The following is a 25,223-nucleotide window of genomic DNA, read 5'->3' as shown; positions in this document are numbered from 1 at the left end:
GCAAGTCTCGCTGTTCTCTTCAGTTTCGTGTCTGGATGTCTTCGTGGCGGTAAACAGACAAGCCATCTGCTTGTTTGCCCGATAAAAAATTATTCGCGCTTGAAGACAAAAACTTTAAAGAAAGATAAGGTTAACATTATTACGCTTGGATGTTCCAAGAACATGGTAGATTCTGAGGTACTCAGCGGACAGCTGCTTGCCAATGAAATTGATGTAGTGCACGAGAGTGCTAAAAAAGATCATAATATCGTAGTGGTAAACACCTGCGGTTTTATCGACAAAGCCAAAGAAGAATCCATCAATACCATCCTCGAACAGGTAGAACTGAAACAACATGGCCGTCTCGACAAGGTGTACGTAACCGGCTGTCTCAGTGAACGCTACCGTGGCGACCTGGAATCAGAAATCCCAGGTGTGGATGCCTGGTTCGGTACCATGGAACTACCACTTATTCTCAAGAAATTTGATGCTGATTATAAAGCAGAACTGCTTGGTGAAAGATTGCTGAGCACACCTACACATTACGCCTATCTAAAAATTGCAGAAGGATGTAACCGTACCTGTTCATTCTGTGCCATCCCGCTTATGCGCGGCGGACATGTGTCCAAGCCGATTGAAGCGATTGTAACAGAAGCAGAGAAACTGGTGAACTCCGGTGTGAAGGAGATCATGCTGATTGCACAGGAACTGACTTATTATGGTCTGGATTTGTACAAGCAACGTAAACTGGCAGATTTATTGCGTGCATTGGCGAACGTGAAAGGACTTGAGTGGATTCGCCTGCACTATGCTTACCCGCACAAGTTCCCAATGGAAATATTGGATGTAATGAAGGAGTTCCCGAACATCTGTAATTATATCGATATGCCCCTGCAGCACGCTGCTGACAATATGCTGAAAGCCATGAAACGCCAGATCACCCGTGGTGAAATGGAGGAACTGGTAACAGCTATCAGGGAAAAAGTACCCGGCATCGCGCTCCGTACCACACTGATCACCGGCTTCCCCGGCGAAACGCTTGAAGACGTGGAAGAGCTTAAGGCCTTCCTTGAAAAGATGCGCTTCGACAGGGTAGGGGTCTTCACCTACAGCCATGAAGAAGGTACCAGCGCTTATGACCTGGAAGATAATATCCCGGCAGAAGAAAAAGAACGAAGAGCACAGGAGATCATGGAAGTACAACAGGAAATCTCCCTTGAGAAAAACCAGGAGATGGTTGGAAAGATCTATCGCGTGATTGTAGACAAAAAAGAATCAGGCCGTTATCTGGCACGTACAGAATTCGATTCAGTAGAAGTAGATAATGAAGTGATCATCAACACCACCAAGCGCCTGAAACCCGGTGAATTTGTCAACGTAAGAATTACGAAAGCTTACGATTATGACCTGGAAGGTGAACTTGTTTAGAAGCACATCCAACGCAGGTATGAATGCGTAAGTTTCGTTCAAAAGAAACATCAGGAAAAGTAACCCAGTGCATAGAATTGACTGGGATGATATACCAGGGCTCCCGACGGAGCCTGATCAAAGCAAATCAATGACAACATTTGAAACATTAGGCTTACAAGAGCCCATTTTGAAAGGAATCCAGGACCTCGGATTCGTAGCGCCTACACCGATACAGGAAAAAGCTATCCCTGTACTCCTCGGCGGAGATAGAGACTTTGTAGGTTTAGCCCAGACGGGCACCGGTAAGACGGCAGCATTTGGCCTGCCTCTTTTACAGCAGATTGATATTAAACAGCGTCACCCTCAGGGGCTTATATTATGCCCTACCCGTGAACTGTGCCTGCAAATCACCAATGACCTGAAGAACTTCAGCAAGCATCTGGGAGACGTAAGCATCGTAGCGGTATACGGCGGTTCCAGCATTGTGCAGCAATTGCGTGACCTGAAGAGAGGCGTACACATCGTGGTAGCTACTCCTGGTCGTTTGCTGGATATCATTGACCGTAAAGCGGTTAATTTCACAAACGTACGTTATGTAGTACTGGATGAAGCAGATGAAATGCTGAACATGGGCTTCCAGGAAGACATCAACAGCATTCTCTCCAATACCCCCGATGAGAAAACAACCTGGTTGTTCTCCGCTACTATGCCACAGGAAGTACGCCGTATCGCACAGAAATATATGAGCGATCCGTTTGAACTGACTGTAGGTAACAAGAACAGTGGTAACGCCAACATCGAGCACGAATACTACGTAGTGCGTCCGCGCGAAAAATATGCGGCCCTGAAGCGTATCGTGGATTTCAACCCTGAGATCTTCGGTATCATCTTCACCCGTACTAAAATAGAATCACAGGAAATCGCTGAATCACTGATCCGCGACGGTTACAATGCCGATGCACTGCACGGTGACCTGACCCAGCAACAGCGTGATAAAGTGATGAAACGTTTCCGTGAAAAGTCACTGCAGGTATTGGTAGCAACTGATGTTGCTGCCCGTGGTATCGACGTTGACAACGTAACACACGTAATCAACTACGAACTGCCTGATGATGTTGAGAACTACACCCACCGTTCCGGTCGTACTGCACGTGCCGGTAAATCAGGTGTATCTATCGCTATCATCAGCAGCCGTGACATCGGTAAGATCCGCCAGATCGAGCGCGTAATTGGTAAGAAGTTTGTGAAAGCTGAAGTACCGGATGGTTTCGCAGTATGTGAAAAACAACTGTTTGGCCTCGTACACAAAGTACACAACGTAGTTGTAAACGAAGAGCAGATCGAGCCCTATCTGGAACGCATATTTGAAGAGTTCCAGAACATGACCAAAGAAGAAATCATCAAACGTTTCGCTTCTCTTGAATTCAATCAGTTCCTGGAATACTACCAGGATGCACCTGATCTGAACGTGAAAGAAGAAAGACGTACTTTCGAAGGTGGCGAACGTGGCGTGCGTGGTAATGGTAAATTTACCCGCCTGTTCATCAACCTGGGTTCAGTAGACGACTTTACCCGTGGCGATATGCTGCGCTACCTGTGCGATACCAGTGGCGTACGTGGTAACAAGATCGGCCGTATTGACCTGAAGGGTGTTTACTCCTTCTTCGAAGTTGAAAACGATGTGGTTGATAAATTCCAGGAGACTTTCAAGAAAGCTGAGTACAATGGTCGCAGCGTAAGAATTGAAATGTCACAGGATGGCGATCGCCGCAGAAGTGGTGGCCCGGGTGGTGGCGGCCGTAGCCGTGAAGACGGTGGTGGCAGACGCCGTTGGGAAGGTAGTGGAAGTGGCACTGGCGCAGGTTCACGCCCAGGATTTAAGAAGAGATATTAATCGACTTGAATAAAATCAGGAAGTCCCGTTTTGCTTTAATGCAAGACGGGATTTTTTTGTGTGATAATGGATGGCAACTTTGTGCGGCCTGCTTTTTTTTATGGCCGGATAGTTGATGATATGATCACGATTGGGCCTTCTAAATTCAAAATTTGAACTATCTTGTATCCACAGCCCTTTCCCGGTTTATGACAAAAGACAACACGCATCAATTACAGCCCGTAGAGCCCTTTTCACTCTTCTCTGAGCAAGATATCAAACTGTTTCAGGAGGGCCTGCATCCGCACCTGTATGAAAAATTTGGTTCCCACCAAACCACCTTTCAGGGGGTAAGTGGTACGTATTTCGCCGTATGGGCACCGAATGCGACTTACTTATCCGTGATCGGCGACTTCAATGACTGGGATCAGCATCGTCACCATTTGTATCCACGTTGGGACAAATCGGGGATTTGGGAAGGTTTCATACCGCAGGTAGCACCGGGCACTCTCTACAAATACTTTATCCGTTCTAATTCCGGGGAGGAACTACGCAAAGGGGATCCGTATGCCAACTACTGGGAACTGCGCCCGAAAACGGCCTCTGTGACCTGGGAGCTGGACTACCAATGGAAGGACAGCAGCTGGATGAAGACACGGGCGCAGCACAATAGTCTGCAGAGCCCCTATTCAGTATACGAGTTACACCTGGGCAGCTGGCAGCGTCCCGAGCCTGACAACCACGAAGTATTTTATAATTATAGCGAAATAGCCGCAAGATTGATCCCATATGTGAAGGAGATGGGTTTTACCCATGTGGAGCTTATGCCGGTTATGGAGCATCCTTTTGATGGCTCCTGGGGCTACCAGGGTACGGGGTATTATGCGCCTACTTCAAGGTATGGTACACCGCAGGAGTTCATGGCATTTGTAGATGCCTTTCACCAGGAGGGGATCGGGGTCATCCTGGATTGGGTGCCTTCGCATTTTCCTTACGATGAGCATGGCCTGTTTCGTTTCGACGGCAATCATACTTATGAGTATGCGGATATGCGGAAAGGCTTTCATCCTGACTGGAACAGTTACATCTTCAACTATGCGCGCAATGAGGTGCGGTCTTTCCTGCTAAGCAATGCGATATTCTGGTTAGATAAGTTTCATGCGGATGGCTTGCGTGTGGATGCAGTAGCCTCTATGATCCACCTGAATTACTCCCGCGATGCAGGTGCCTGGGAACCGAATGAACATGGGGGGGAGGAGAACCTGGAGGCGATCTCTTTCCTGAAGAATATGAATACTACGATCTATTCACTCTTCCCGGATGTGCAGACGATCGCTGAGGAATCCACTTCCTTCTATGGTGTGTCAAGACCTGTGTTTATGGGTGGACTTGGATTTGGGATGAAGTGGATGATGGGATGGATGAATGATACGCTGGCGTTTTTCAAACGCGATCCTTATTACAGGAAGTTCCACCAGGACCAGCTGACGTTTAGTATCGCCTATGCATTTACGGAGAATTTTATGTTGCCGCTGAGTCATGATGAAGTGGTGCATGGTAAGTCGCCTATGTTGTATAAGATGCCTGGGGATGACTGGCAGAAATTTGCAAACCTGCGTTTGATGTATAGTTATATGTTTACGCACCCGGGTACGAAGTTGTTGTTTATGGGCGATGAGTTTGGACAGACATCAGAGTGGAATTATAAATCACAGCTCGACTGGCACCTGATGGATCACGCATCGCATCAGGGTTTGAAGGCATTTGTGAAAGCATTGAATCATCTCTATAGGGCGGAACCGGCATTGTACATAAAGCAGTTTGAGTACTACGGTTTTGAGTGGGTAAATGTATCCGATTATGACAACAGTGTGTTAGCCTATATGAGAAAGGGAATGGATCCGAAAGAGGATATCCTGATCGTGCTGAATATGACCCCGGTGGCGAGAGAAAATTATTTGCTGGCGGTGAATAATGCAGGTAGCTGGAAAGAGATATTGAACAGTGATGCGGAAGAGTTTTTTGGAAGTGGTGTTATTAATACAGCTGTTGTAAAAGCAAAACAGGAAGCGTATAACGGGAAGGAGTATACTTTGTTGTTAAGACTCCCTCCATTGGGTGCTGCCATATTCAAAAAAGTGTAGATATTATTCTTATTTAGATAGTTAGCGGTCCTTTCCTTTGGGAAGGACTTTTTTTTGGATCAATGTTTGTCGTAAAATACCTGAATTCCGCGATGAATCCCCATCAAGAAGAGCACTAAATTGCACAAAGAATCAAAAATCACTCTTCGTAAAAAATTGAATAATAGTTTATTGTGAGAGGTATGGGAAATAATTACACTCTGTTAAACTTTTGTTTATTTTTTCTATCTAAAGTTAGCTTACTGATAGCAGTAAACAATTATGCACGTCTGTAGTAGGCGCAATCTTTATTATTAAACCAAAAACCATTCTTTTATGAAGACCTATCTCCGCACTTCCGGATGGGGGCTGGCCACGTTAGTATTGTTGGCTTTAGTCGTGTATTCCTGTAAAAAGGATAACTCCAGCGCATCAACAAGCCTGGGTGCCAACCAGCAAAGACTGAATGTATTCCTGGCAGATGATCCGGGAAGCCGTTTTGACAATGTATTTCTGGACATCAAATCCGTACAGGTACTTGTTGATACCTGCGATGGTGCAAATGGAAAAGGTAAAGGCAGCGACAAAGGTGGGGACTATGACTGGGGCAATGATTACAACCGTTGTCACTGGGGTGAAGATAAAAACGACCGGGACGATTCCTGTAAGGTATGGGATTCCCTGGCGGTCTCTCCTGGTGTATACGATGTGCTCTCCCTGCGTAACGGAGCGGATACGCTACTCTCTGAAGGTGTAGTGCCTACAGGTAAAGTAAGAAGAATTCAGATCAACCTGGGCGATAACAGCTACGTTGTAAAAGACAGCGTACAGTACCCGCTGAAGGCGCTGAATGGTCAGGTTAAACTGGTTGTAAACATTCGTCCTGAAGAGTGGGAAGAATACCAGAGTGGTAACTATCGCCTGTGGCTGGATTTTGATGTAGATCGTTCTATCGTTCAAACCGGCAATGGCAAGTTTATACTGCGCCCTGTAATTCACGTATTCCTGGTATCTGAAACAGGTAGTATCTCCGGTAAAGTAACTCCTTATGATGCTTATCCGGTGCTGACCGTATACAATGATACTGACACTGCTTATGCTTTGCCTTGGAGAAATGGGGAATGGAAGATCAGGGGCCTGAATACTGGTACTTACAATGTATTTGTAAATGCATCCAATGGATACGCTGATACTACCATTACCGGTGTTAAGATTGAAACTGGTAAGAACACATCAGTAGATGCAATTAAGCTGAGTAAGTAAGTTGAGTATTTAGGATATAAGGAATAAGACACACAATCATAAAATGAAAGGCTATGTCGTTATTGATATAGCCTTTCTTCATTTTGGAGGGATGGGATCAAAAGAAAGATTCTAGGTGATTTTAATAGGGTGAATGCAATGGCTTTCAAAAAGTAGATATGATAAAAATTACTAACTTGTGAAAAATACTTCTGAATGAGAAAAATCCTCGTTTTTTCTGTACTACAACTGTTATGCTTTTTTGTCTATTCGCAGGGCTTTACTATTAAACAAAACAAAAGGGATGACCAGAAACGCAAGCAAGGCGAATGGTCCGAAGAAGTGGCGGCCACCCGAGGTGAAGATGGCTACACCTGGGAAGGCAACTATGTTGACGATCGCAAAGAGGGGCTGTGGAAAAAGTATGCTCCGTCCGGCGCACTGATTGCCGAAGAAAACTACAAGCACAATGTGCTGAATGGTCCGGCCCGTTATTTTTACTCTAATGGTCTGGTCAGTGCCGAGGGCAACTTTGTAGCCAAAGATATTGACGACACCGTAGAAACCTACCGTGTGATTGACCCCATCACACAGGAGGAAAAATTTGAAGAGATCAAAAGAAATGCGACTTCTCTTCGCGATGGTCTATGGAAGATTTATGATGAAGATGGGAACATGGTAAAAGAATACTACAAGAGGGGAGAGCCGGTAAGTCCGGAAGAGCTGGATACAATTACCAACAAAGTTCCAAAAAAGCTGCCTGCACAACCCTCACAGTTGCCACATCAATCGGCTAAGAAACAGCACTAAAAACATGCATGCCGGGGGGCATTCATCATTCATCATCATTTTTCCTGCTCAGCGCTCCTTCCCAGGCAGGATGCCGGAAGAAAGCACGATTATTAAACCAGGTAATCCAACAGGTCACAACAACTACTGCTTCAAAGGAACCGGCCGTCACATCTTCAAAGAAATGCTGACTGAGGTACATTCTTGAATAAGCAACCATGACTGCCAGCAAAAAGTAAATACAACCATACCACCTGCGGGGGCTGATAAAAGTCAACACAACCGCCGTGGTAAATGCGCACACAGTATGTCCTGAAGGAAAACTGAAATGATTGGAGAGCACTTCCACATCGGGTACCCAGTAAATGGTTTTGGGTGAATCCGTGAAATACAGCTTAGGTCTGGGAGCGCCTACAATATATTTTAAAGGAAAATTTATGAGACTGGTCAGCAGGTAACTGCTGGCCAGTAATAAACTGTAGCGATACCGCACGAATAATAAAATCAACACCAGCGATACCGCTGTCGTAGCCCCGCCCATTTCGGTCGCATACCTGAAAATCACATCTCCTGCCGGAAAATGTAATCCATTAATAAAAAAGTAAATCTCTTCCCTGGTGAAGATGATCTTAAGTGTGAGTGAAATGACAAAAAGAAGGGTGTAGGGAATTAAAAAATACCGGAGTTGGCGGATGCTTGCTTTCATAATAGGAATAAAAATAATCTGATTTTCCATTCCCCGGAAAAAAAATCTCATTTGTGGAAATTTGTTCGCCACATAAAAAAAAGGGATTACCGCAATGTGAGATCCACATTCCAGGTAATCCCTCTTTGGGAAAAACTTCAGGGCAAAAAACCGTTATTCAGCGTTCTGTTGTTGCTGTGCTTTCTTTCTTTTATTGTGCGCTGCTTCTCCGCCTTTCTTACCAATTTCGGCCATATGCTGTCTGTTCCGGCTTACTGCTACGCCGCCTTTACGGCCGGCTTCGCGTGCTTCCGCAGAATTAAACTCGTGGGCTACGCCCTGTGCATGTGCGGCACGACCGCCTTTACTGGCTATCGCACGCTGCATGGATGCATCCATAGAGGCAAACCCGCGTTTATCTTTGCGACTAGGAGTTTCTGATTTAGATTTTTCTTCTCCTTCAGAATTGTGACTCTGGTGAGCATTGTTACCATGTTGCTCATGTCCATGATTGTGCTCGTGCGAATGCTCCCTTTCGAGTTTTTCTTGTTCCTGGGTGAAGTGATTGTTTTGTTCTGCAGCCATAAGAATGAATTTTGAAAGGTTTAATAATGGGTTCCGTTTAACATCAGATAATAAAACATATTCTCTGCCAAAGGAGGCACAACTATTATGCCGCGTATTTATAACCCATTGTATTACAGGATTAGACATACTATTTCATCTTTTCAGGGTGTATGGTGCGTGGAGGATGCTTAACAATATGTAGCGAATCTGCCCTTATTCTAAACAATTTGTTAAGGAAATGGTTGTGGTAACAAGTGAAATCCTTTTCATAACTTCTTATTAACGAAATAAGCTTCGTTCATTGTTCAGCGTTCCGTTCATTTTGTTCATTTTGATCGGAGTGTTTGTGTATACGTTATAACGTATTAATTTTGATTAACTCTAAAGTTGGCATAGGTTATGAAAAGGCACTAAGATCTCAATCTACAGTGCCCTTTTTTTTTAAATCAAAACTGGTTTAAAACTACAAATCCCAAATTCTTCAGGAATGAGAATTTGGGATTTGTAGTTTTATAAAAGCAAGATTATTTATTTGATCACAAGCGTCTCAAATTTACGTTCAGCAATTATCTTGAATACCCCCGCGCTGGCGTTGGCAGCAGAGAGTTTTACGGCCTTGCCATCTATGATATATTCCTTTGGTTTGAATGGTAATCCGTGGATGTAAATATGATGCTTTCTGTAAGCAGCATCGTAGTTGCCAAAGAAGCGTTTTCTCAACTCAAACTGTTGTTTGGTAGACACCTGTTTGAAACGGATATTATTGTACTGGCCATTCTTATAACCGTAGTGATCGCCTGCATCTTCGTAGAGTACGCTGCTGGTGACTACATCGCTGTAATATACATGGAGGATCATTTCTTCCGTATCGCGCTGCTCTACGTACTGGATTTTATTGTAATGAGGTATGACTGCTCCTGCTTTTACAAACAGCGGCATTTCTTCCAGCGGGGTAGCCACTTTCACTGTTTGCTTCCCGGTATAGACCTGGTCATTCCAGTAGTAGTACCACAGCCCTTCCGGAAGGTAGACTTCTTTTTCCTTCATGCCCTTTTCGCTCACGTGACTGATGAGCAGGTTATCGCCGAGCATGAATTCGTGTGTACGGTCATGTGTTTGTTTATCGTGCTGGTCTACGAATGCGAGCGGGCGCATCATAGGTGTACCATTCACGCTGTATTGCCAGAAGGTTGTATATAAGTAAGGCAAGAGCTGGTAGCGTAGCTGGATGAACTTCTTCGCTACTACTTCATATTCGCCGCCAAAGCTCCATGGTTCCTGGTTGAACCCTGTTTCATTGCTGGCGGAGTGGGTACGCATGAGTGGATGGAATACGGCTAACTGTATCCAGCGAACATAGAGTTCACCATCAGGTTCGCCAATAAATCCGCCGATATCGCTGCCTACGAATGAGATGCCGGATACAGCGAGTCGCTGTGCCTGGATGGTGGCCAGCCAGAGGTGATCCCAGCTGCTTACGTTATCGCCCGTCCACAGTGAAGTCCAGCGTTGTGCACCGGCATAGCAGGAGCGACTGATCACAAAAGGACGGTGTGGCATGAGGTATTTGCGCATACCGGCTTCCGTCGACTTGCTCATGAGGTGACCGTAGATGTTGTGTGCTTTACGGTGACTCACTGCTTCGCCATCGTAGTCGTGGCGCACGTCTTCCGGGAAGGTGCCCATTTCGAACACGGCGGGTTCGTTCATATCGTTCCACACGCCGCGCACGCCGGTATCAACGAGTCCTTTGAAGAGGCTCGCCCACCATTTTCTCACTTCGGGATTGGTGTAGTCCGGGAATACGCATTTGCCCGGCCATACATCCCCTTCCATGAGTGCGCCATCGGCACGCTTACAGAAATAGTCTTTTTGAATACCCTGCTGATAAATAGCATAGTCAGGGTCTACCTTTATACCCGGGTCAATGATTACAACGATCTTGAAGCCCATGGCAGCAAGGTCTTTGATCAATCCGGCAGGTTCAGGAAATCCTTCTTTACTCCAGGTAAAACAGCGGAAGCCTTCCATGTAATCGATGTCAAGATGAATAACATCACAGGGAATTTCGCGTTTACGGAATTCAGCGGCAATCTCCCTGACGCGCTTATCGGGGTAGTAGCTCCAGCGGCATTGCTGATAGCCCAAAGCCCACAGTGGCGGCAGGTCCGGTGTACCGGTGATCTTTGTATATCCTTCGGCTACCTGCAGTAATTCAGGACCGTAAATGAAGTAATAATTCATTTCACCACCTCTTGCCCAGAAGCTGGTTGTATTCTCTCTTTCCTTACCGAAATCGAAGATAGTGCGGAAGGTGTTGTCAAAGAAAATACCATAACCTATGCCCTGGTGCAGGCCGTAATAAAACGGGATATTTCTGTAGAGTGGATCAGTGTCTTTCTGATAGCCATAAGCATCCGTGCCATAGTTTTCTACGCGCTTGCCATGCATGTTCAGATCGGTCGGTTTATCGCCCATACCATAGAAGCATTCGCCTTCTTGAATCTGCTTGCTGCAGTAGACTATTTTACCACCCTTTTGCAGGTAATACTGCCAGTGGAAGCCCATTTCATCCTGGTTGATGATGCGGCCTTCCGAGTCGGTAATAGTGAGGCGCAGGTCATCGCGGTTGATGTAAATGCGCAGAATATCAGTGTAGAGTTCGAAGTTCTCTTCATACTCCCGAAGTCCAAAGTTGACAGGTGTTTCTTCGAGCCGGTCACTTACTGCGTACGAGAAGTCACGTTGAAACTTTCCATCAGCAGCATAGCGGAACCGGATGATCTTATCTGATATAATCCTTACTTCCAGGATGGTCTCCGATGTATAAAAATAGAAGTAGTTGCCTTCTTTTTTCCACTCCTTAATTGTATCCGGATAGTGCTTCACGGAATACTTACCAGATGAGGTCGTTACTTGCATAGTTCGCTTTTATTAAAAACCATTCTCTTTCCCTAACGGTGCCTAAATTAGGCAAAAAAATATTGTTATAACAGTGTTTCGATTTTAGGTAGCAGATCAGTTTAAATTTAATGCAACCGTTTGCCGGCCTCTTCCGGATTTTAATGCTTTGTTATACACAAAATCCTGTTTTTTAAAATGAAATTCAAACTGATACGCTACCTGATATTATATCATTCGGCGCTGGTTATCTGCCGTTACCTGTAAAAATAACACATTGGCGAAAATTCACATACAAGTAATGCATTCCCGGATTATCTTTCCACTCTGAATAATATACTTTTTGCTTTAACCTATTTTTTCGGGGGTGTTTTTCAATACCCCTTTTTTATTAAGGTAGTTCGATGATACCCAGTTTGCGGCTGCCTGCCAGCCAGATCTTCTTTCCATTTGGTGACACGCCGGCTACATTAAATCCTTCATCACTGATCTTTTCCCAATGCACCCCTCCGTCTCGGGAGATGTCTGTGCCCGAGGTACCGGTGGCAAGGAACAGATCTCCGCTTACATGTACTACACAGGACCGATAGCCCCCGGGAGACGTGACAGACAGGTTCCAGGTTTTCCCATAATCATTTGTATACACACAATTCCTGGTAGTATCCTTATCGTGCAGGTAGTCTCCGCCTACGATCACGCCTTTTTGCCCATCCCTTTCAAATGCCAGGGAGAAAGCGCCCTTGCTGGGGCTGCCCTGGGTGATAGGTAATACGACGATGTTATAATCGTAAATGAACCTGCTCACCTTTCCACCGGTGACCATACCTCCCACGATTTTATTTTCATAGTATTGAGCTACCAGGTTTGTTCCACTGGCTGCAAAGAGAGCTTCTCCGGGTTCTGCCAGCAGGTAATGTTGACTTTTCACCCAGGTTTTACCACCGTCATATGTATTAATTAAAGCAAATTTAGCATCCGGTGGAATGGGATCACCGATAGCCCAACCTCTGTTGTCATCAAGGAATACGATATCATCAAAAAAAATGCCCTTTGTAGTGTCCTCATATACTTTCTTCCAGGTTTTGCCTCCATCTGTGGTGCGCATGACATGGGCAGGAGAACCGGCATTTAACAGCAGTGCCTGCTGGCTACTAAATGCCTGCAGACTCCTCCAGTCCATACTATCATGATCGGGAACTTTTATCCATTGCCAGTGCCTGCCACCATCAGTGGTCAAGCCTGCTTGTCCGCCGGTGCCAGACACCCACACAATGGAGTCATTTACGACGGACATACCTCTGATACTCGCTATAGGCGGGGTTTCAAGTAGTTTAATGACTGGTTTTTGCTGCGCATAGGCCTGGGAAAAATGAAAAAAGAATACAGAATGTAGCAGGAGTAAGGATTTGATGAATTTTTGCATGGGTTATTATTGACAGTTCAGGCAAGAAAATTACAAAATCATTAGAAAGTGTGTAGCAGATTTATATATTTGCAAGCACTGCGTTTTTGTGGACACAGTTAAACATGCATTACTAACCTCTTTTAACTTTAATATTGTCATTGCAACGGGCGGCGCAGAAAATAAGGACTCTTTTATTGTTTTTCCTATGCACCTTACCAGTGACTGTGTTACAGGCACAGGAAAAGCCGTATATCTTCGACTCATACGGGGTGAATGAAGGGCTTTCTCAAAATTCCGTGTATGACATTCTGGAAGATACCCAGGGATTCATGTGGATTGCTACGCATGACGGTGTGAACCGGTTTGATGGCTATGTGTTCAATGAATACCGTTACAACCCCAGTTCCCGCGAGATAGCGGGGCAGGGGAAAGGCAATCTGGGGACCCGGAGCAACACCGGTGGCCGTGCCCTCATCAACCGCTTCGCCCTGAAAGGCTACAAGGGCTATTCCCTGTACCGCAACGCTCATCACCAGCTGATACTTACACATAACTACGGTATCAGTGTCTACGACGAATACCGCAACAGTTTTGAAAACGTACTGGAAGACACTACCTGGGCAAGTAATGGCGAGCGGGATACCGGCAGTAAGTTCAAGATCCTGGGTGAGGATACTGCACAGAATGCGCTCTATGTATGGCGACCAGCAAAAGGCCTTTATGTACTCGACTACAAGACCTACGCCATCAGGCGACTGATCCTCTATCCGCCAGCCATGTTGCGCAAAGGTTTGTCGGCATCCGCCGTAATCAAAGATGGCAACACAATCTGGATGATCTTCGAAGCCGGTGAACTGCTGGCCATGAATATCAAAACACTCCGCGTTACTACGTACTGTCTTCCGGGAATTACCACTCACCCTGTGATCCGCAACCTGAATAGTGATACGCTCATTATCGCATCTCAGGGACATGTAGTGCTCTTTAATAAAAAACTGAATAAGTATACACCACTCACCTTTGACCAGCACGATGAAAAAGATATCTCATTCGTACCGCTCTGTATGGAGCTGGATCAGCATGGCAATGTATGGATTGGTGGTACGGACGGAATCATCGTCTACAACATTAAACGCAACGAAATTATCAATCACATTGTCACTTTTAATGGCTCTGAAACCAGGAGCTGGAATGTTGTGACCTACCTGTACCGCGATGCGAGCGACAATATGTGGGTAGGCACAGATGGGGATGGGATTAAAAAATATTCTCCGAACAAGAAGGTGTTCAACCTGTACCGCTCGCCCTTTATCACGCACAATATGGTCAGGGCTGTGTACAAGCATGATGATGGCAAACTCTATGTAGGCCTCATGCACGATGGACTGGATATTTATGAGAAAGGAGGGAAGTGGCTGGAACGTATACCGGGGGATGACGGGCGGAATAATATCTTCCCTGCCAAGAACCTGAATGCCATCTGCAGAGAAGATTTTGAACACCTATGGTTCCATTTCTCTGATATGTTCATCGGTTTGTTCAATGTACACAACCATCGTTTCGAAGATCTTACTGCATCTGTAAAAGCACTTGGCATGCCGAACCAGGAAGATATTTATCCATTCCTGTTCAAGCGCAACACCGGCGAAGTTTACTTCAATTACGGCAGTTACCTGCTGCAGATGATGCCTGTAGGCAGAACTTACAAAGCCTCTATCATCCACGAGTTCCCGGACGAAATACTGACTACTTATTTTGAAGATTTCCTGGGCAATAAATATGTGGGCACCAAGGTAGCAGTGTATGTGAAAAAGGCGGATAGCCCGAGTTGGGAAAAGATCAATTTACCGCCTGGTACGATTGTAAAATCAATCAATAAGAACGCGCACAAACAGTTGCTCGTAGCGACTTCCAAAGGGTTGTTCGTAATGGATGAAAAGAACCAGATCATCCAGCATTACAATAGTTACACCTTCCCGTCCCTGGTGAATGATTATTTCTACGGTGTATTACTCGACGATAAGGACCGCATCTGGGTGAGCCACAACAAAGGCCTTTCCCAGATCAACCAGGTCACTGATGAAATCACTACATACAATTACGAAGATGGCTTGCAATCAAACGAGTTCAACACCGGTGCATTTTATAAATCGACCGATGGTGAATTATTTTTTGGAGGCATCAGGGGGGTGAATGGTTTCTATCCGAAGGATTTCAGGAACAACCCTTCCAAACCGAAAGTTGTAATCATGCGCATGGAAGTGCTGGATAAACCATACGAATCAGATACAGCCCTATCCCTGTTGCGCAGGATCGAATTACCTTACAACCACAATACAATCGCCATAGAATTTGTGCCGCTGGAATTTACTAATCCACTGAAGAATAAAGTGCAGTATAAACTGGATGGGGCAGATGAAGACTGGGTGCAGGCGGGTACTTTCAGGATGGCACGTTATACCAACCTGCGGCCGGGTACTTACACTTTTAATGTGCGGGCATCCAACAATGACGATATCTGGAACAGTACCCCTACGACTTTGGAAATTGTGATACGTATTCCATTCTGGCAATCGCTGTGGTTCAGGTTCCTGTTGTTGTTACTCCTGCTGGGTGTGGCGTATTATTTCTCCACGCTCTACCTTGACTACAAGATCCGGCATGAGAAGTTAAAACTTGAAAAAGAGCAGGCGGTAGACCAGGAAAGGGCACGTATCTCCAGCGATATGCATGATGACCTTGGTTCCGGCTTGTCTACAATACGATTACTCAGTGAAATTGCAAAGCGCAAGATCCAGGATACGAACCAGACGCGGGAGATAGAGCGGATCTCGGAAGCAGCGGGTGAGCTTGTAGACAAAATGAGTGAAATAATTTGGGCGATGAACTCTTCAAATGATTCTTTGGAGAATTTGATCGCATATATGCGTAGCTTTGCGGCTGACTTCCTGGAACATGCGCATATAACGCATCAGTTTTATATCCCGGAAAGCATACCCAATATTAAGTTAAGTGGCGGAACCAGGCGGAATATTTACCTTGCTGTGAAGGAATCCTTACACAATGTGGTGAAACATGCACAGGCTACTGAAGTAGTGATACAAATAGAAATGCATAAGAACATGACCATTATGATAAAAGATAATGGTAAGGGCTTTGATCAGGAGAAGGTAAGGTTGTTTGGAAATGGTTTAAAAAACATCCAGAAAAGGATGGCGGCAGTAGGCGGATCGGCTGATATCTCATCAGACAATGGAACCAGAGTTTTCCTGGATATACCATTAATTTAATTATATATTTGTATTATTGGGTTGACCTCATAGAAAATAATAACAACTGATATAAATGACTGTATACTCTAAGAAGAAATCGCAGGATAACATGGATATTATTTCCGTGGCGATTGTTGAAGATAACCATGATATTCGTACAGCCATGGAACTGTTGATCAATGGCTCTGATGGTTATGCGTGTATTGGTGCCTTCAATAATGGGGAGACGGCCGTTGAACAGATCCCTAATTTGTTACCCAATGTAGTTCTGATGGATTTTAACCTGCCTGGCGGGATGAATGGTATTGAGTGCATTGCGCGACTGAAAAACGAATATCCGGATATGCACTTTATGATGCTGACGGTGTATGAAGATGATGATAAAATCTTTCAGGCACTGGAGGCAGGGGCAAGTGGGTATATTTTAAAAAAGACACCTCCGGGAGAATTGCTGGAAGCGATCAGGGACCTGCATGAAGGTGGTTCTCCGATGAGCTCCCAGATTGCCAGAAGAGTGGTAGCTTACTTCCAGAAGCAGGCGAAGCCAAACCCGGCACTCGAAGCATTGACATCCAGGGAAAAGGAGATCCTGGATCAGTTGAGTAAAGGATTCTTATACAAGGAGATCGCAAGTAATCTCTTTATTTCCATAGAAACGGTGAGAAGACACGTTCACAATATCTACGAGAAACTACATGTAAGAAGCCGTACAGACGCTGTCAATAAGTATTATAACAGATAATTTTTTCGATTAAATCAAAAAAGCCGGATTGCAATTGCGATCCGGCTTTTTACTTAATCAGGTTATTTCTTTAAGCACGCAGCCGCTTGCGCATGAGGTGCACAGAAAGCACCACTGCCGCAATTGCCATACACGCCAGCTTGAATAAAAGATTGGTTCTCATAGGAAAATGGAATAATTTTTAGGAGAATAAAAAACAAAACTATCTCATCATCTGCCAGGAGTCGAACTTCTGGATCATCTTGATGAAAGTACCACTTAAACGGTTCATGGAGCGCTGCTCCTTATTTACCAGGTAAGTAACCACGAATGCTGCAGCGAGCATTGCTATCATAAGGATAAGAAAAAGTGTTTTCATAGTTTAGGACATAGGTGTTAAGACAAAAGAATGTTACTTCGTAAATATAGAAAATTTACTCATGTAAAGGTAATGCACTGAGTAACATTTAAGTGTAATTTTGCATGGGTTTTTATGAAAAATACCGGAAAGCAGGGAGGAAATTGATAATATGAAGGGCCTGTTTACCACTTAATTCCTCATATTGTATAATTTCTACTTGGGATCATACAATGAAACCTTTATTTTTGCCCGCAACCGGATTTTGCTAAAAGTTTTAGTAATATTGCTCCCGGTCAGGCAATTTGCCCCATTTTGAACTGAAAATTGGAATTTCTATATAATATGGCTAACACGGATAAGAAAGATCTAACAGCAGCAGCCTATACCGAAGACTCCATACGCTCGCTGGACTGGCGCGAACACATCCGCCTTCGTCCGGGTATGTACATCGGTAAGCTGGGAGATGGTTCCAGTATGGACGATGGTATCTATATTTTGCTGAAAGAGGTGGTAGATAACTGTATTGACGAGCACACAATGGGCTTCGGCAAGCAGGTGGATATTAAAGTGACAGAACATAGTGTAACGATCCGCGACTTCGGGCGTGGTATTCCCCTCGGAAAGGTGGTAGACGTGGTGAGTAAGATCAACACCGGTGCCAAGTACGATAGTAAGGCCTTCCAGAAATCTGTGGGTCTGAATGGGGTGGGTACCAAAGCAGTGAACGCGCTTTCCAATTACTTCCGCGTGGAATCCATCCGCGATGGCCGCTCCAAGGTAGCCGAGTTCGAGCGAGGCGTTCTGACCAGGGAACACAAGGAAGGACCTACCAAGGAACCCAACGGTACCCTGGTGACTTTTACCCCGGATGATACCGTATTCCGCAATTACCGTTATATCCCCGAGTTCCTGGAAAACCAGATCTGGAACTATTGTTTCCTGAACGCAGGTCTTACCATCAACTTCAACGATAAGAAATACGTCTCTAAAAATGGATTACTGGACCTGCTGCAGCGCAAAACCAATGAGGATGAACTGCGCTACCCCATTATTCATTTAAGAGGGGAGGATATTGAAGTGGCCATCACCCATGCCAGCCAATACGGTGAGGAATACTACTCCTTTGTAAACGGTCAGCACACCACCCAGGGTGGTACGCACCTGGCAGCTTTCCGTGAGGCCTTCGTAAAGACCGTAAGGGACTTCTACAAGAAAGACTACGAAGCAACTGACATCCGTACCTCTATCTGTGCGGCTATTTCAGTAAGGGTACAGGAACCGGTGTTCGAATCCCAGACCAAAACCAAGCTGGGATCCCTCACTGTTTATGAAGGTGGTCCTTCAATGAAGGCCTTCGTGCTGGAATTCCTCTCCAAGAGCCTGGACGACTTCCTGCACAAGAACCCTGCTACTGCCGATGCCCTGAAGCGCCGTATCGAGCAGAGTGAACGTGAGCGTAAAGAACTGGCGGGTATCAAGAAACTGGCAAATGAAAGAGCGAAGAAAGCGAACCTGCACAACCGCAAGCTGCGCGACTGCCGCCTGCACTTCAATGACGAAATACCTTCAAGAGATAAAGGAGACCTGGAAAATAAACGCCTGAACACGACCATCTTCATTACAGAAGGTGACAGTGCCAGCGGTTCCATTACCAAGTCACGCAACGTGGAAACACAGGCAGTATTCAGTCTGCGTGGTAAACCACTGAACAGTTTTGGTCTGACCAAGAAGATCGTGTATGAAAATGAGGAGTTCAACCTGCTCCAGCATGCGCTGAACATCGAGGAAGGACTGGAAGGCCTGCGTTACAACAGGATCGTAGTAGCTACCGATGCCGATGTGGATGGTATGCACATCCGCCTGCTGTTGCTGACCTTCTTCCTGCAGTTTTTCCCGGACCTGGTGAAGAATGGTCACCTGTACATCCTGGAGACACCCCTCTTCCGTGTGCGTAACAAGCAGACAACTATCTATTGTTACTCAGAAGAAGAGAAACAGAAAGCGATCAAAAAACTGGGCAACAAACCGGAAATCACCCGGTTCAAAGGTCTGGGAGAGATCTCTCCCGAGGAATTTGGCACCTTCATCAATGATGATATGAAGGTGGAACCGGTGATCCTGTCCAAGGACACACATATCCAGAAACTGCTGGAATACTATATGGGCAAGAATACCCAGACAAGGCAGGAATTTATTATTGGTAACCTCAGGTACGAAAAAGACCTGATTGAAGAAGCAGAATAAAGACTGAATGGAAACGGTGCATATCGTATTTGGTGAATCATCCGTAGCCCCCATTCAGGGCGCGTTTGAACTGGATGAGCAGCTGAAGGGAGACATCCTGTATTTTGAGGATGATCTGTCCATCGGCCCCTTGTTCATACTCGATACTAAAGATGGACAGGCTGGTCGCCGCCAATGGTGGAACCAGCTGGCAGGGGTAGAACCGGCACCTGCTGCGCCTGTACTGATCGAAAACGAGACAGAAGCGCAACCTGTAGAAGAGGAAACCAGCCCTGACCCGGAAAAGTTCAAAGCACTCAAAGCACGTCTCAAGGCAGATCCCGAACTCCAGGTATGGATCTGGGCAGGGCAGAATGCCCGTGATGTGACCGGTTATTTCTGGCTGGTAAGTCAACTCTATGACTTCGCAGGCCGTATCTTCATCATCTATCTCAACAACCTTCCTTTCCTGAATGAAAAAGGAGGTGTTTTTTATCCCACTCACCTGCATCAGATTCTCCCGAAAGAATTCCTGAAAGCAAAGAAACTGGCAAGGGCGATTTCCCTGGCGGAATTCGAACTGGATGGTGATGAATGGAGCCGCCTGATGAACGAGAATGCAGGCATCCGCTTGCTGGAAGGAGGAAAGAAACTGAGAGGTGAGCCGGCTACTTTTTACGATAAAGACCTGCTGGCTGCAAGCAATGCAGAATTCCAGAAAGCGAATAAAGTTGTCAACCAGGTAACTGGTAAGATGAAATATCCTGTCATGGACCAATACCTGGGCTGGCGTGTGAAAGAACTGGTGAAACAGGGGAAACTGGAAAGTAAGGGTGAACTGAAAACGAGCAAAGACTTCGAAGTTAAACTGGTATAATCATGATCAAAGTAACACCAGTAGAACTGGTAGGTGCCGACAACAGAGGGAGTAACCACATATGGTCCAGTGACCGTACCGGCGAAATGATCCTTTGCTACCGAAAAGCTGGCAGCAGCAGCGGACAGCATTACCACGAAGGCAAAAGTGCCGGTAAGAATCCTGAAATATTGTACCTCCTCACAGGAGAAGCCAGCATCCACTGGTGTCCTTTGGGCGGCGGCAGCATTCAGACCACCAGGGCCATTGCTCCTGCCAGAATAGAAGTACCTATCCTGGTATGGCATCAGCTGGTAGCCGACACCGACTGCTGCTTTATAGAAATGAACTCCATGGACGATGTGCGGAATGACTCGGTGCGGATCTGGAGAGATGAATTTGAAAAGATGATCAACAAATAGATTATGAGCGACATCGATAATACACAACCAACGGACGAATCCTTACATAACATTACCCACATCGGGGGAATGTATGAAAGCTGGTTCCTGGATTACGCTTCCTATGTCATATTGGAGCGTGCTGTACCCAGCGTGGAAGATGGATTAAAGCCAGTACAACGTCGTATTCTTCATGCCATGAAGGAACTGGATGACGGACGCTTTAACAAGGTGGCCAACATTATCGGTTCTACCATGCAGTATCACCCGCATGGTGATGCCTCCATCGGAGATGCTATCGTGAACCTGGGGCAGAAAGACCTGTTGATCGACACACAGGGTAACTGGGGGGATGTACGCACCGGCGACGATGCGGCAGCAGCCCGTTACATTGAGGCTCGCCTCTCTAAATTTGCGCTGGATGTAGCCTACAACCCAAAGACGACCTCCTGGCAGGTAAGTTACGATGGCCGTAAAAACGAGCCGCTGGCACTGCCTATGAAGTTCCCCCTGCTGCTCGCACAGGGTGCTGAAGGTATCGCCGTGGGCCTGTCTACCAAGATCCTGCCGCACAACTTCAACGAACTGATTGATGCTTCTATAAAATACCTGCGAGGCAGGAAGTTCGAACTCTACCCGGACTTCATGACCGGCGGTATGATCGACATCGCTAACTACAACGATGGTAAGCGTGGTGGTAAAGTACGTGTACGTGCCCACATAGAAGAGAAGGACAAAAAGACCCTCATCGTGAAGGACGTGCCTTATGGTGTAACCACCACCGCCCTGATGGAATCTATCGTAAAAGCAAACGATACCGGTAAGATCAAGATCAAAAAAGTAGTAGATAATACTGCCAAGGATGTTGAAATCGAGGTACAGCTGGCACCGGGGATTTCTCCTGATATCACCATCGATGCGCTGTATGCATTCACCGATTGCGAGATCTCTATTTCTCCCAATGCCTGCGTGATTGTAGAAGATAAACCGCGCTTCATTACCGTTTCTGACCTGCTCAAATATTCCGCTGAGTTCACCAAAGACCTGCTGAAACGTGAGCTGGAAATCAAGCTGAATGAACTGCAGGAAAAATGGCACTACACCTCCCTGGAAAAGATCTTCTTCGAAAAGCAGATTTACAAGGAGCTGGAAGAAAAGCATAAAGACTGGGATGCCGTGATCGCTGCGATCGACAAGCGCTTTGTACCTTATAAGAAGAACCTGAAGCGGGAGATCATGCGTGAGGATATTGTGAAACTGACTGAGAAGCCGGTTCGCCGTATCTACCGTCTCGATATCAATGAACTGAACGAACAGATCAAAGCGATCGATGCAGATATCAAACAGGTAAAACATGACCTGGCAAACCTGGTAGACTTTACCGTATCTTACTACGAAGGTCTCCAGAAGAAGTATGGCAAGGGCCGTGAGCGTATTACCGAAATCAAGACCTTCGATACCATCCAGGTACAGCAGGTCGCGATGGCGAATACAAAGATCTATGTAAACCGCGCAGAAGGTTTCGTAGGTACTTCCCTGAAAAAAGATGAATTCGTAGCAGATTGTTCTGACCTTGACAACATCATTATCTTCCGCAAAGATGGTAAGATGCTGGTGACCAAGGTAGCCGATAAAACCTTCGTAGGTAAGGATATCATTCATATCGATATCTTCCGCAAGGGGGATGAACGTACTACTTACAACATGATTTATGTGGATGGTAAGTCAGGTATCAGCTATGCGAAGCGCTTCAATGTAACAGGTATCACCCTCAATAAAGAATACGACCTGACTACCAAAGGAGAGAAGAACTCCAAGGTGCATTACTTCACAGCGAATCCGAATGGTGAAGCAGAGGTAGTGAGCATTCGCCTGAGCCCTAACTGTGCGGCAAGGAACAAGGAGTTCGACCTGTTCTTTGAAACGATCGCTATCAAGGGTCGTAACTCAATGGGTAACCAGGTGACGAAGTACCCGATCCGTACCGTGAAGTTCAAAGAAGCAGGTGTATCTACCTTAGCAGGGCAGAAGCTCTGGTACGATGACCAGGTCGGCCGGCTGAACACAGAAGAGAGAGGTGTGTACATTGGTTCATTTGAAGGTGAAGACAAGGTGTTTGTAGCGTTTAAAAACGGTACATATGAGCTGACTAACTTTGAACTGACCAACCGTTACGATCCGAATGAGCTGGTGTATATAGAGAAATTCAATCCGGAGAAGATCGTATCCGCGATTTACTTTGATGCAGATAAAAAGCAATTCAATGCAAAGCGGTTCAAGATTGAAACCCAGACGCTGAATAATAAGTTCTCATTTATTAAGGAAGGTCAGGGTAATTACCTGGAAATGATCACCACGCATTCTGAACCGGTGATCCTGCTGAAAACAGGAAAGAAACGGAACCCGGAAGAGGAGGAGATTGACCTGGCTGAGTTTGTGGAAGTGACAGGCTGGAAGACTGTCGGTACGCGGATCGCAGGTGATGACTTGATTAGTGCGGAGCTGGCTTCTGAAGAAGAAGAACCGGATGAAGGAAATGGTAATCCGCAAGGAGAATTATTTTAAAATTAAAAACGCTTTTGCCACCCGGCAAAAGCGTTTTCTTTTATTGACTATCCATAAATAACCACACTGGTGGGGCGCAAATGGCAAATTTCACCAGCTTTTAATGAGTGGATATTTGCCTCTGAATCCAATATCTTATTCCATTCATCCTTAAACGTCGGCATCTCATATTCCAACTCTTCATCCGACAAATTAAATAAGCACAGCAAATGCTCCATCCCGTTCCTGCTCTGCCTGTGCAACACATACCCTTTCTCCCCAATTAACTGCACAAACAAATCATCCTTAATTGTATTCTGCAAAATTTCGTTCGTGCGCCGCAACTGAATTAAATCCCGATGCCAGTCCAGCAACTCCTTATGCTTTCCCTGCTTCCTTTTTCCCCAATCCAGCCTCGACTGAATAAACGTTTCCTCAGATTGTGGATCGGGAAATGTTTCACCCTCCTTCAAAAACGACTCAAATTCTTTTTTCCTTCCCTCCTGGATTCCCTTAATGTGCTCCTCTTCTTTATAACTTACAAAGAAAAAAAACGGGTTATCCTCCCCATATTCCTCGCCCATAAATAACATCGGTACATAAGGCGATAAGAAGATCGCCGCTGCTGCTAGCTTCAGTCTTGCCTGGTCCACCAATACGGAGAGCCTTTCCCCTTTTACCCTGTTGCCTATCTGATCATGGTTTTGATTAAAGACCACAAAGTGCTCCCCTGTAACCCCTGCAGAGCTACGCCCATACCGTCTTTTCCTGAACTGCACATATTCCCCCGAATGCACAAATCCATCCTTATACGCCTTGGCTAATTGTTCCAGTTTATTAAAATCTGCATAGCGGGACTGCCCTTCTTTATCCAGCAACACATAGAGGATATGGTGAAAATCATCCAACCACTGCGCATCCAGGCCCATGCCACCATCGGTAGGGCTTTTCAGTATCGAAGGTGAATTCAGATCGCTCTCCCCGATGAGGTAATATTTCCGTCCGGTACTGGCGCTCAGCTCCTCTACCTTATGCTGGATCACCTCCCACAAGGTCACTGCACTGTTATCAAAAATACAATGTACCGCATCCAGTCGTAAACCGTCAATATGATACTGGCCGAACCAATGAATCACATTATTTGCAAAATAGCCCTTGGGACCGTCAGAATAAGCCCCGTCGAAATTGATGGCACTACCCCAGGGGATAGAATAGATCTGCGAAAAATAAGGCCCAAAACGGTCAAAATAGTTGCCTTCACCCCCCAGGTGATTGTACACCACGTCCAGGAACACGGCAATTCCCCGTTGATGACAGGCATCTACCAGTTTCTTCAGTCCTTCCGGACCACCATAAGAATGATGTACTGCATACTGATACACCCCGTCATAGCCCCAGTTCCGCTCTCCCGGAAACTGGCACACCGGCATCAGTTCCAGCGCATTGATGCCGGTCTCTTTCAGGTCGTCCAGGTAGGGAATAATCCCTTCAAAAGTCCCTTCCGGGGAGAAAGTTCCCACATGCACCTCATACAACACGAGGTCCTTAAACGGCAATCCATGCCACTGCTGATCCTGCCAGGCATAAGCAGCATGGTCTACCACGGCCGATGGCCCGAAGATATCCTCCGGCTGCCAGCCGGAAGCGGGATCCGGCAGATCCTGTCCATCAATGTTATAAAAATATTTTGCGCCGGGAGGGACATTCTCTACGGTGATAGAAAAATATCCTTCCTCATCTTTGGTCATTGCAAGAGACCTGTCTTCCGGGGATATAAGATGAAGTGTGACCTGCTCTTTTTCCGGTGCCCATACACAAAATGTACATGTATTATCCTGCTTGTAAAAAGCCCCTGTATTTTTCATATCATG

At 45.8% G+C, this 25,223-nt stretch carries 17 protein-coding genes; 11 read left to right on the top strand and 6 right to left on the bottom strand.

The genetic code is table 11. The features are described from left to right. Positions 1–99: 99 nt before the first annotated feature. The 5 genes from rimO to DXN04_RS17625 all read left to right on the top strand — a co-directional run bounded on the left by rimO (position 100) and on the right by DXN04_RS17625 (position 7,437). Positions 100–1,407 (top strand): 30S ribosomal protein S12 methylthiotransferase RimO, encoded by a 1,308-nt coding sequence (gene rimO, locus DXN04_RS17645; RefSeq protein WP_116854706.1) that lies wholly within the window; start codon positions 100–102, stop codon positions 1,405–1,407. A 130-nt stretch (positions 1,408–1,537) separates the two neighbouring features. Beyond that, complete coding sequence (locus tag DXN04_RS17640; protein WP_116854914.1) at positions 1,538–3,283, top strand: DEAD/DEAH box helicase; 1,746 nt, start codon at positions 1,538–1,540, stop codon at positions 3,281–3,283. Positions 3,284–3,435: 152 nt separating this feature from the next. Beyond that, positions 3,436–5,406 carry a 1,4-alpha-glucan branching protein GlgB gene (glgB, locus tag DXN04_RS17635; RefSeq protein ID WP_233525618.1) on the top strand — a complete coding sequence of 657 codons (1,971 nt, stop codon included), beginning with the start codon at positions 3,436–3,438 and terminating at the stop codon, positions 5,404–5,406. 315 nt (positions 5,407–5,721) lie between these two features. Beyond that, positions 5,722–6,648 (top strand): DUF4382 domain-containing protein, encoded by a 927-nt coding sequence (locus tag DXN04_RS17630; RefSeq protein ID WP_116854704.1) that lies wholly within the window; start codon positions 5,722–5,724, stop codon positions 6,646–6,648. A 195-nt stretch (positions 6,649–6,843) separates the two neighbouring features. Then, positions 6,844–7,437: a toxin-antitoxin system YwqK family antitoxin gene (locus DXN04_RS17625; protein WP_116854703.1), complete on the top strand. Its 594-nt coding sequence runs from the start codon at positions 6,844–6,846 to the stop codon at positions 7,435–7,437. A gap of 25 nt (positions 7,438–7,462) precedes the next feature. On the opposite strand, the gene DXN04_RS17620 is transcribed toward DXN04_RS17625, so the two are convergent. The 4 genes from DXN04_RS17620 to DXN04_RS17605 form a co-directional block, all read right to left on the bottom strand. After that, positions 7,463–8,122: a phosphatase PAP2 family protein gene (locus tag DXN04_RS17620; protein WP_158569064.1), complete on the bottom strand. Its 660-nt coding sequence runs from the start codon at positions 8,120–8,122 to the stop codon at positions 7,463–7,465. A gap of 153 nt (positions 8,123–8,275) precedes the next feature. Then, positions 8,276–8,686, bottom strand: a complete 411-nt coding sequence (locus DXN04_RS35215) for a KGG domain-containing protein (RefSeq protein ID WP_199415073.1) — start codon at positions 8,684–8,686, stop codon at positions 8,276–8,278. Between the two features lie 510 nt (positions 8,687–9,196). Next, positions 9,197–11,590 (bottom strand): glycoside hydrolase family 31 protein, encoded by a 2,394-nt coding sequence (locus tag DXN04_RS17610; RefSeq protein ID WP_116854701.1) that lies wholly within the window; start codon positions 11,588–11,590, stop codon positions 9,197–9,199. Positions 11,591–11,960: 370 nt separating this feature from the next. Beyond that, entirely contained in the window at positions 11,961–12,992 is a 1,032-nt protein-coding gene (locus tag DXN04_RS17605; protein ID WP_116854700.1) for a YCF48-related protein, read from the bottom strand. 206 nt (positions 12,993–13,198) lie between these two features. On the opposite strand from DXN04_RS17605, the gene DXN04_RS17600 reads away from it, so the two are divergent. Further along, positions 13,199–16,264, top strand: a complete 3,066-nt coding sequence (locus tag DXN04_RS17600; RefSeq protein WP_147319969.1) for a sensor histidine kinase — start codon at positions 13,199–13,201, stop codon at positions 16,262–16,264. A gap of 55 nt (positions 16,265–16,319) precedes the next feature. Next, the gene (locus DXN04_RS17595) at positions 16,320–16,988 is read left to right on the top strand and encodes a response regulator transcription factor (protein ID WP_116854698.1); all 669 of its coding nucleotides are present in this window, start codon (positions 16,320–16,322) and stop codon (positions 16,986–16,988) included. 202 nt (positions 16,989–17,190) lie between these two features. Here DXN04_RS17595 and DXN04_RS34820 read toward each other — a convergent pair whose 3' ends face one another. Beyond that, on the bottom strand, positions 17,191–17,346 hold the full coding sequence (locus DXN04_RS34820; RefSeq protein WP_158569063.1) for a hypothetical protein: 156 nt from the start codon (positions 17,344–17,346) through the stop codon (positions 17,191–17,193). Between the two features lie 324 nt (positions 17,347–17,670). Here DXN04_RS34820 and DXN04_RS17590 point away from each other — a divergent pair, with 324 nt between their 5' ends. From DXN04_RS17590 to DXN04_RS17575, 4 genes are read left to right on the top strand one after another with little or no spacing between them, the layout of a single operon-like run. Then, positions 17,671–19,572, top strand: coding sequence for a DNA topoisomerase IV subunit B (locus DXN04_RS17590; protein WP_116854697.1), 1,902 nt, complete (start codon positions 17,671–17,673; stop codon positions 19,570–19,572). A 7-nt stretch (positions 19,573–19,579) separates the two neighbouring features. Next, a complete protein-coding gene (locus DXN04_RS17585) occupies positions 19,580–20,428 on the top strand; it encodes a DUF1835 domain-containing protein (RefSeq protein ID WP_116854696.1) in 849 nt (282 codons plus the stop codon). 2 nt (positions 20,429–20,430) lie between these two features. Further along, complete coding sequence (locus DXN04_RS17580; RefSeq protein WP_116854695.1) at positions 20,431–20,829, top strand: hypothetical protein; 399 nt, start codon at positions 20,431–20,433, stop codon at positions 20,827–20,829. A 3-nt stretch (positions 20,830–20,832) separates the two neighbouring features. After that, complete coding sequence (locus tag DXN04_RS17575) at positions 20,833–23,373, top strand: DNA gyrase/topoisomerase IV subunit A (protein WP_116854694.1); 2,541 nt, start codon at positions 20,833–20,835, stop codon at positions 23,371–23,373. Positions 23,374–23,420: 47 nt separating this feature from the next. Here DXN04_RS17575 and treZ read toward each other — a convergent pair whose 3' ends face one another. Beyond that, positions 23,421–25,217, bottom strand: coding sequence for a malto-oligosyltrehalose trehalohydrolase (gene treZ, locus DXN04_RS17570; RefSeq protein WP_116854693.1), 1,797 nt, complete (start codon positions 25,215–25,217; stop codon positions 23,421–23,423). Positions 25,218–25,223: the final 6 nt, after the last annotated feature.

The sequence above is a fragment of the Chitinophaga silvisoli genome, assembly GCF_003412465.1.
Taxonomy (GTDB): Bacteria; Bacteroidota; Bacteroidia; order Chitinophagales; family Chitinophagaceae; genus Chitinophaga; species Chitinophaga silvisoli.
This window is presented reverse-complemented; position numbering and strand designations above follow the sequence as displayed.

Coding starts and splice junctions, on each gene's coding strand:
- DXN04_RS17575 (WP_116854694.1), top strand. CDS start 20,833: ATGAGCGACATCGATAATACACAACCAACGGACGAATCCTTACATAAC.
- DXN04_RS17610 (WP_116854701.1), bottom strand. CDS start 11,590: ATGCAAGTAACGACCTCATCTGGTAAGTATTCCGTGAAGCACTATCCG.
- DXN04_RS17625 (WP_116854703.1), top strand. CDS start 6,844: ATGAGAAAAATCCTCGTTTTTTCTGTACTACAACTGTTATGCTTTTTT.
- DXN04_RS17580 (WP_116854695.1), top strand. CDS start 20,431: ATGATCAAAGTAACACCAGTAGAACTGGTAGGTGCCGACAACAGAGGG.
- DXN04_RS17605 (WP_116854700.1), bottom strand. CDS start 12,992: ATGCAAAAATTCATCAAATCCTTACTCCTGCTACATTCTGTATTCTTT.
- DXN04_RS17640 (WP_116854914.1), top strand. CDS start 1,538: ATGACAACATTTGAAACATTAGGCTTACAAGAGCCCATTTTGAAAGGA.
- DXN04_RS17595 (WP_116854698.1), top strand. CDS start 16,320: ATGACTGTATACTCTAAGAAGAAATCGCAGGATAACATGGATATTATT.
- DXN04_RS35215 (WP_199415073.1), bottom strand. CDS start 8,686: ATGGCTGCAGAACAAAACAATCACTTCACCCAGGAACAAGAAAAACTC.
- DXN04_RS17585 (WP_116854696.1), top strand. CDS start 19,580: ATGGAAACGGTGCATATCGTATTTGGTGAATCATCCGTAGCCCCCATT.
- DXN04_RS17620 (WP_158569064.1), bottom strand. CDS start 8,122: ATGAAAGCAAGCATCCGCCAACTCCGGTATTTTTTAATTCCCTACACC.
- DXN04_RS17630 (WP_116854704.1), top strand. CDS start 5,722: ATGAAGACCTATCTCCGCACTTCCGGATGGGGGCTGGCCACGTTAGTA.
- DXN04_RS17590 (WP_116854697.1), top strand. CDS start 17,671: ATGGCTAACACGGATAAGAAAGATCTAACAGCAGCAGCCTATACCGAA.
- DXN04_RS34820 (WP_158569063.1), bottom strand. CDS start 17,346: ATGAAAACACTTTTTCTTATCCTTATGATAGCAATGCTCGCTGCAGCA.
- treZ (WP_116854693.1), bottom strand. CDS start 25,217: ATGAAAAATACAGGGGCTTTTTACAAGCAGGATAATACATGTACATTT.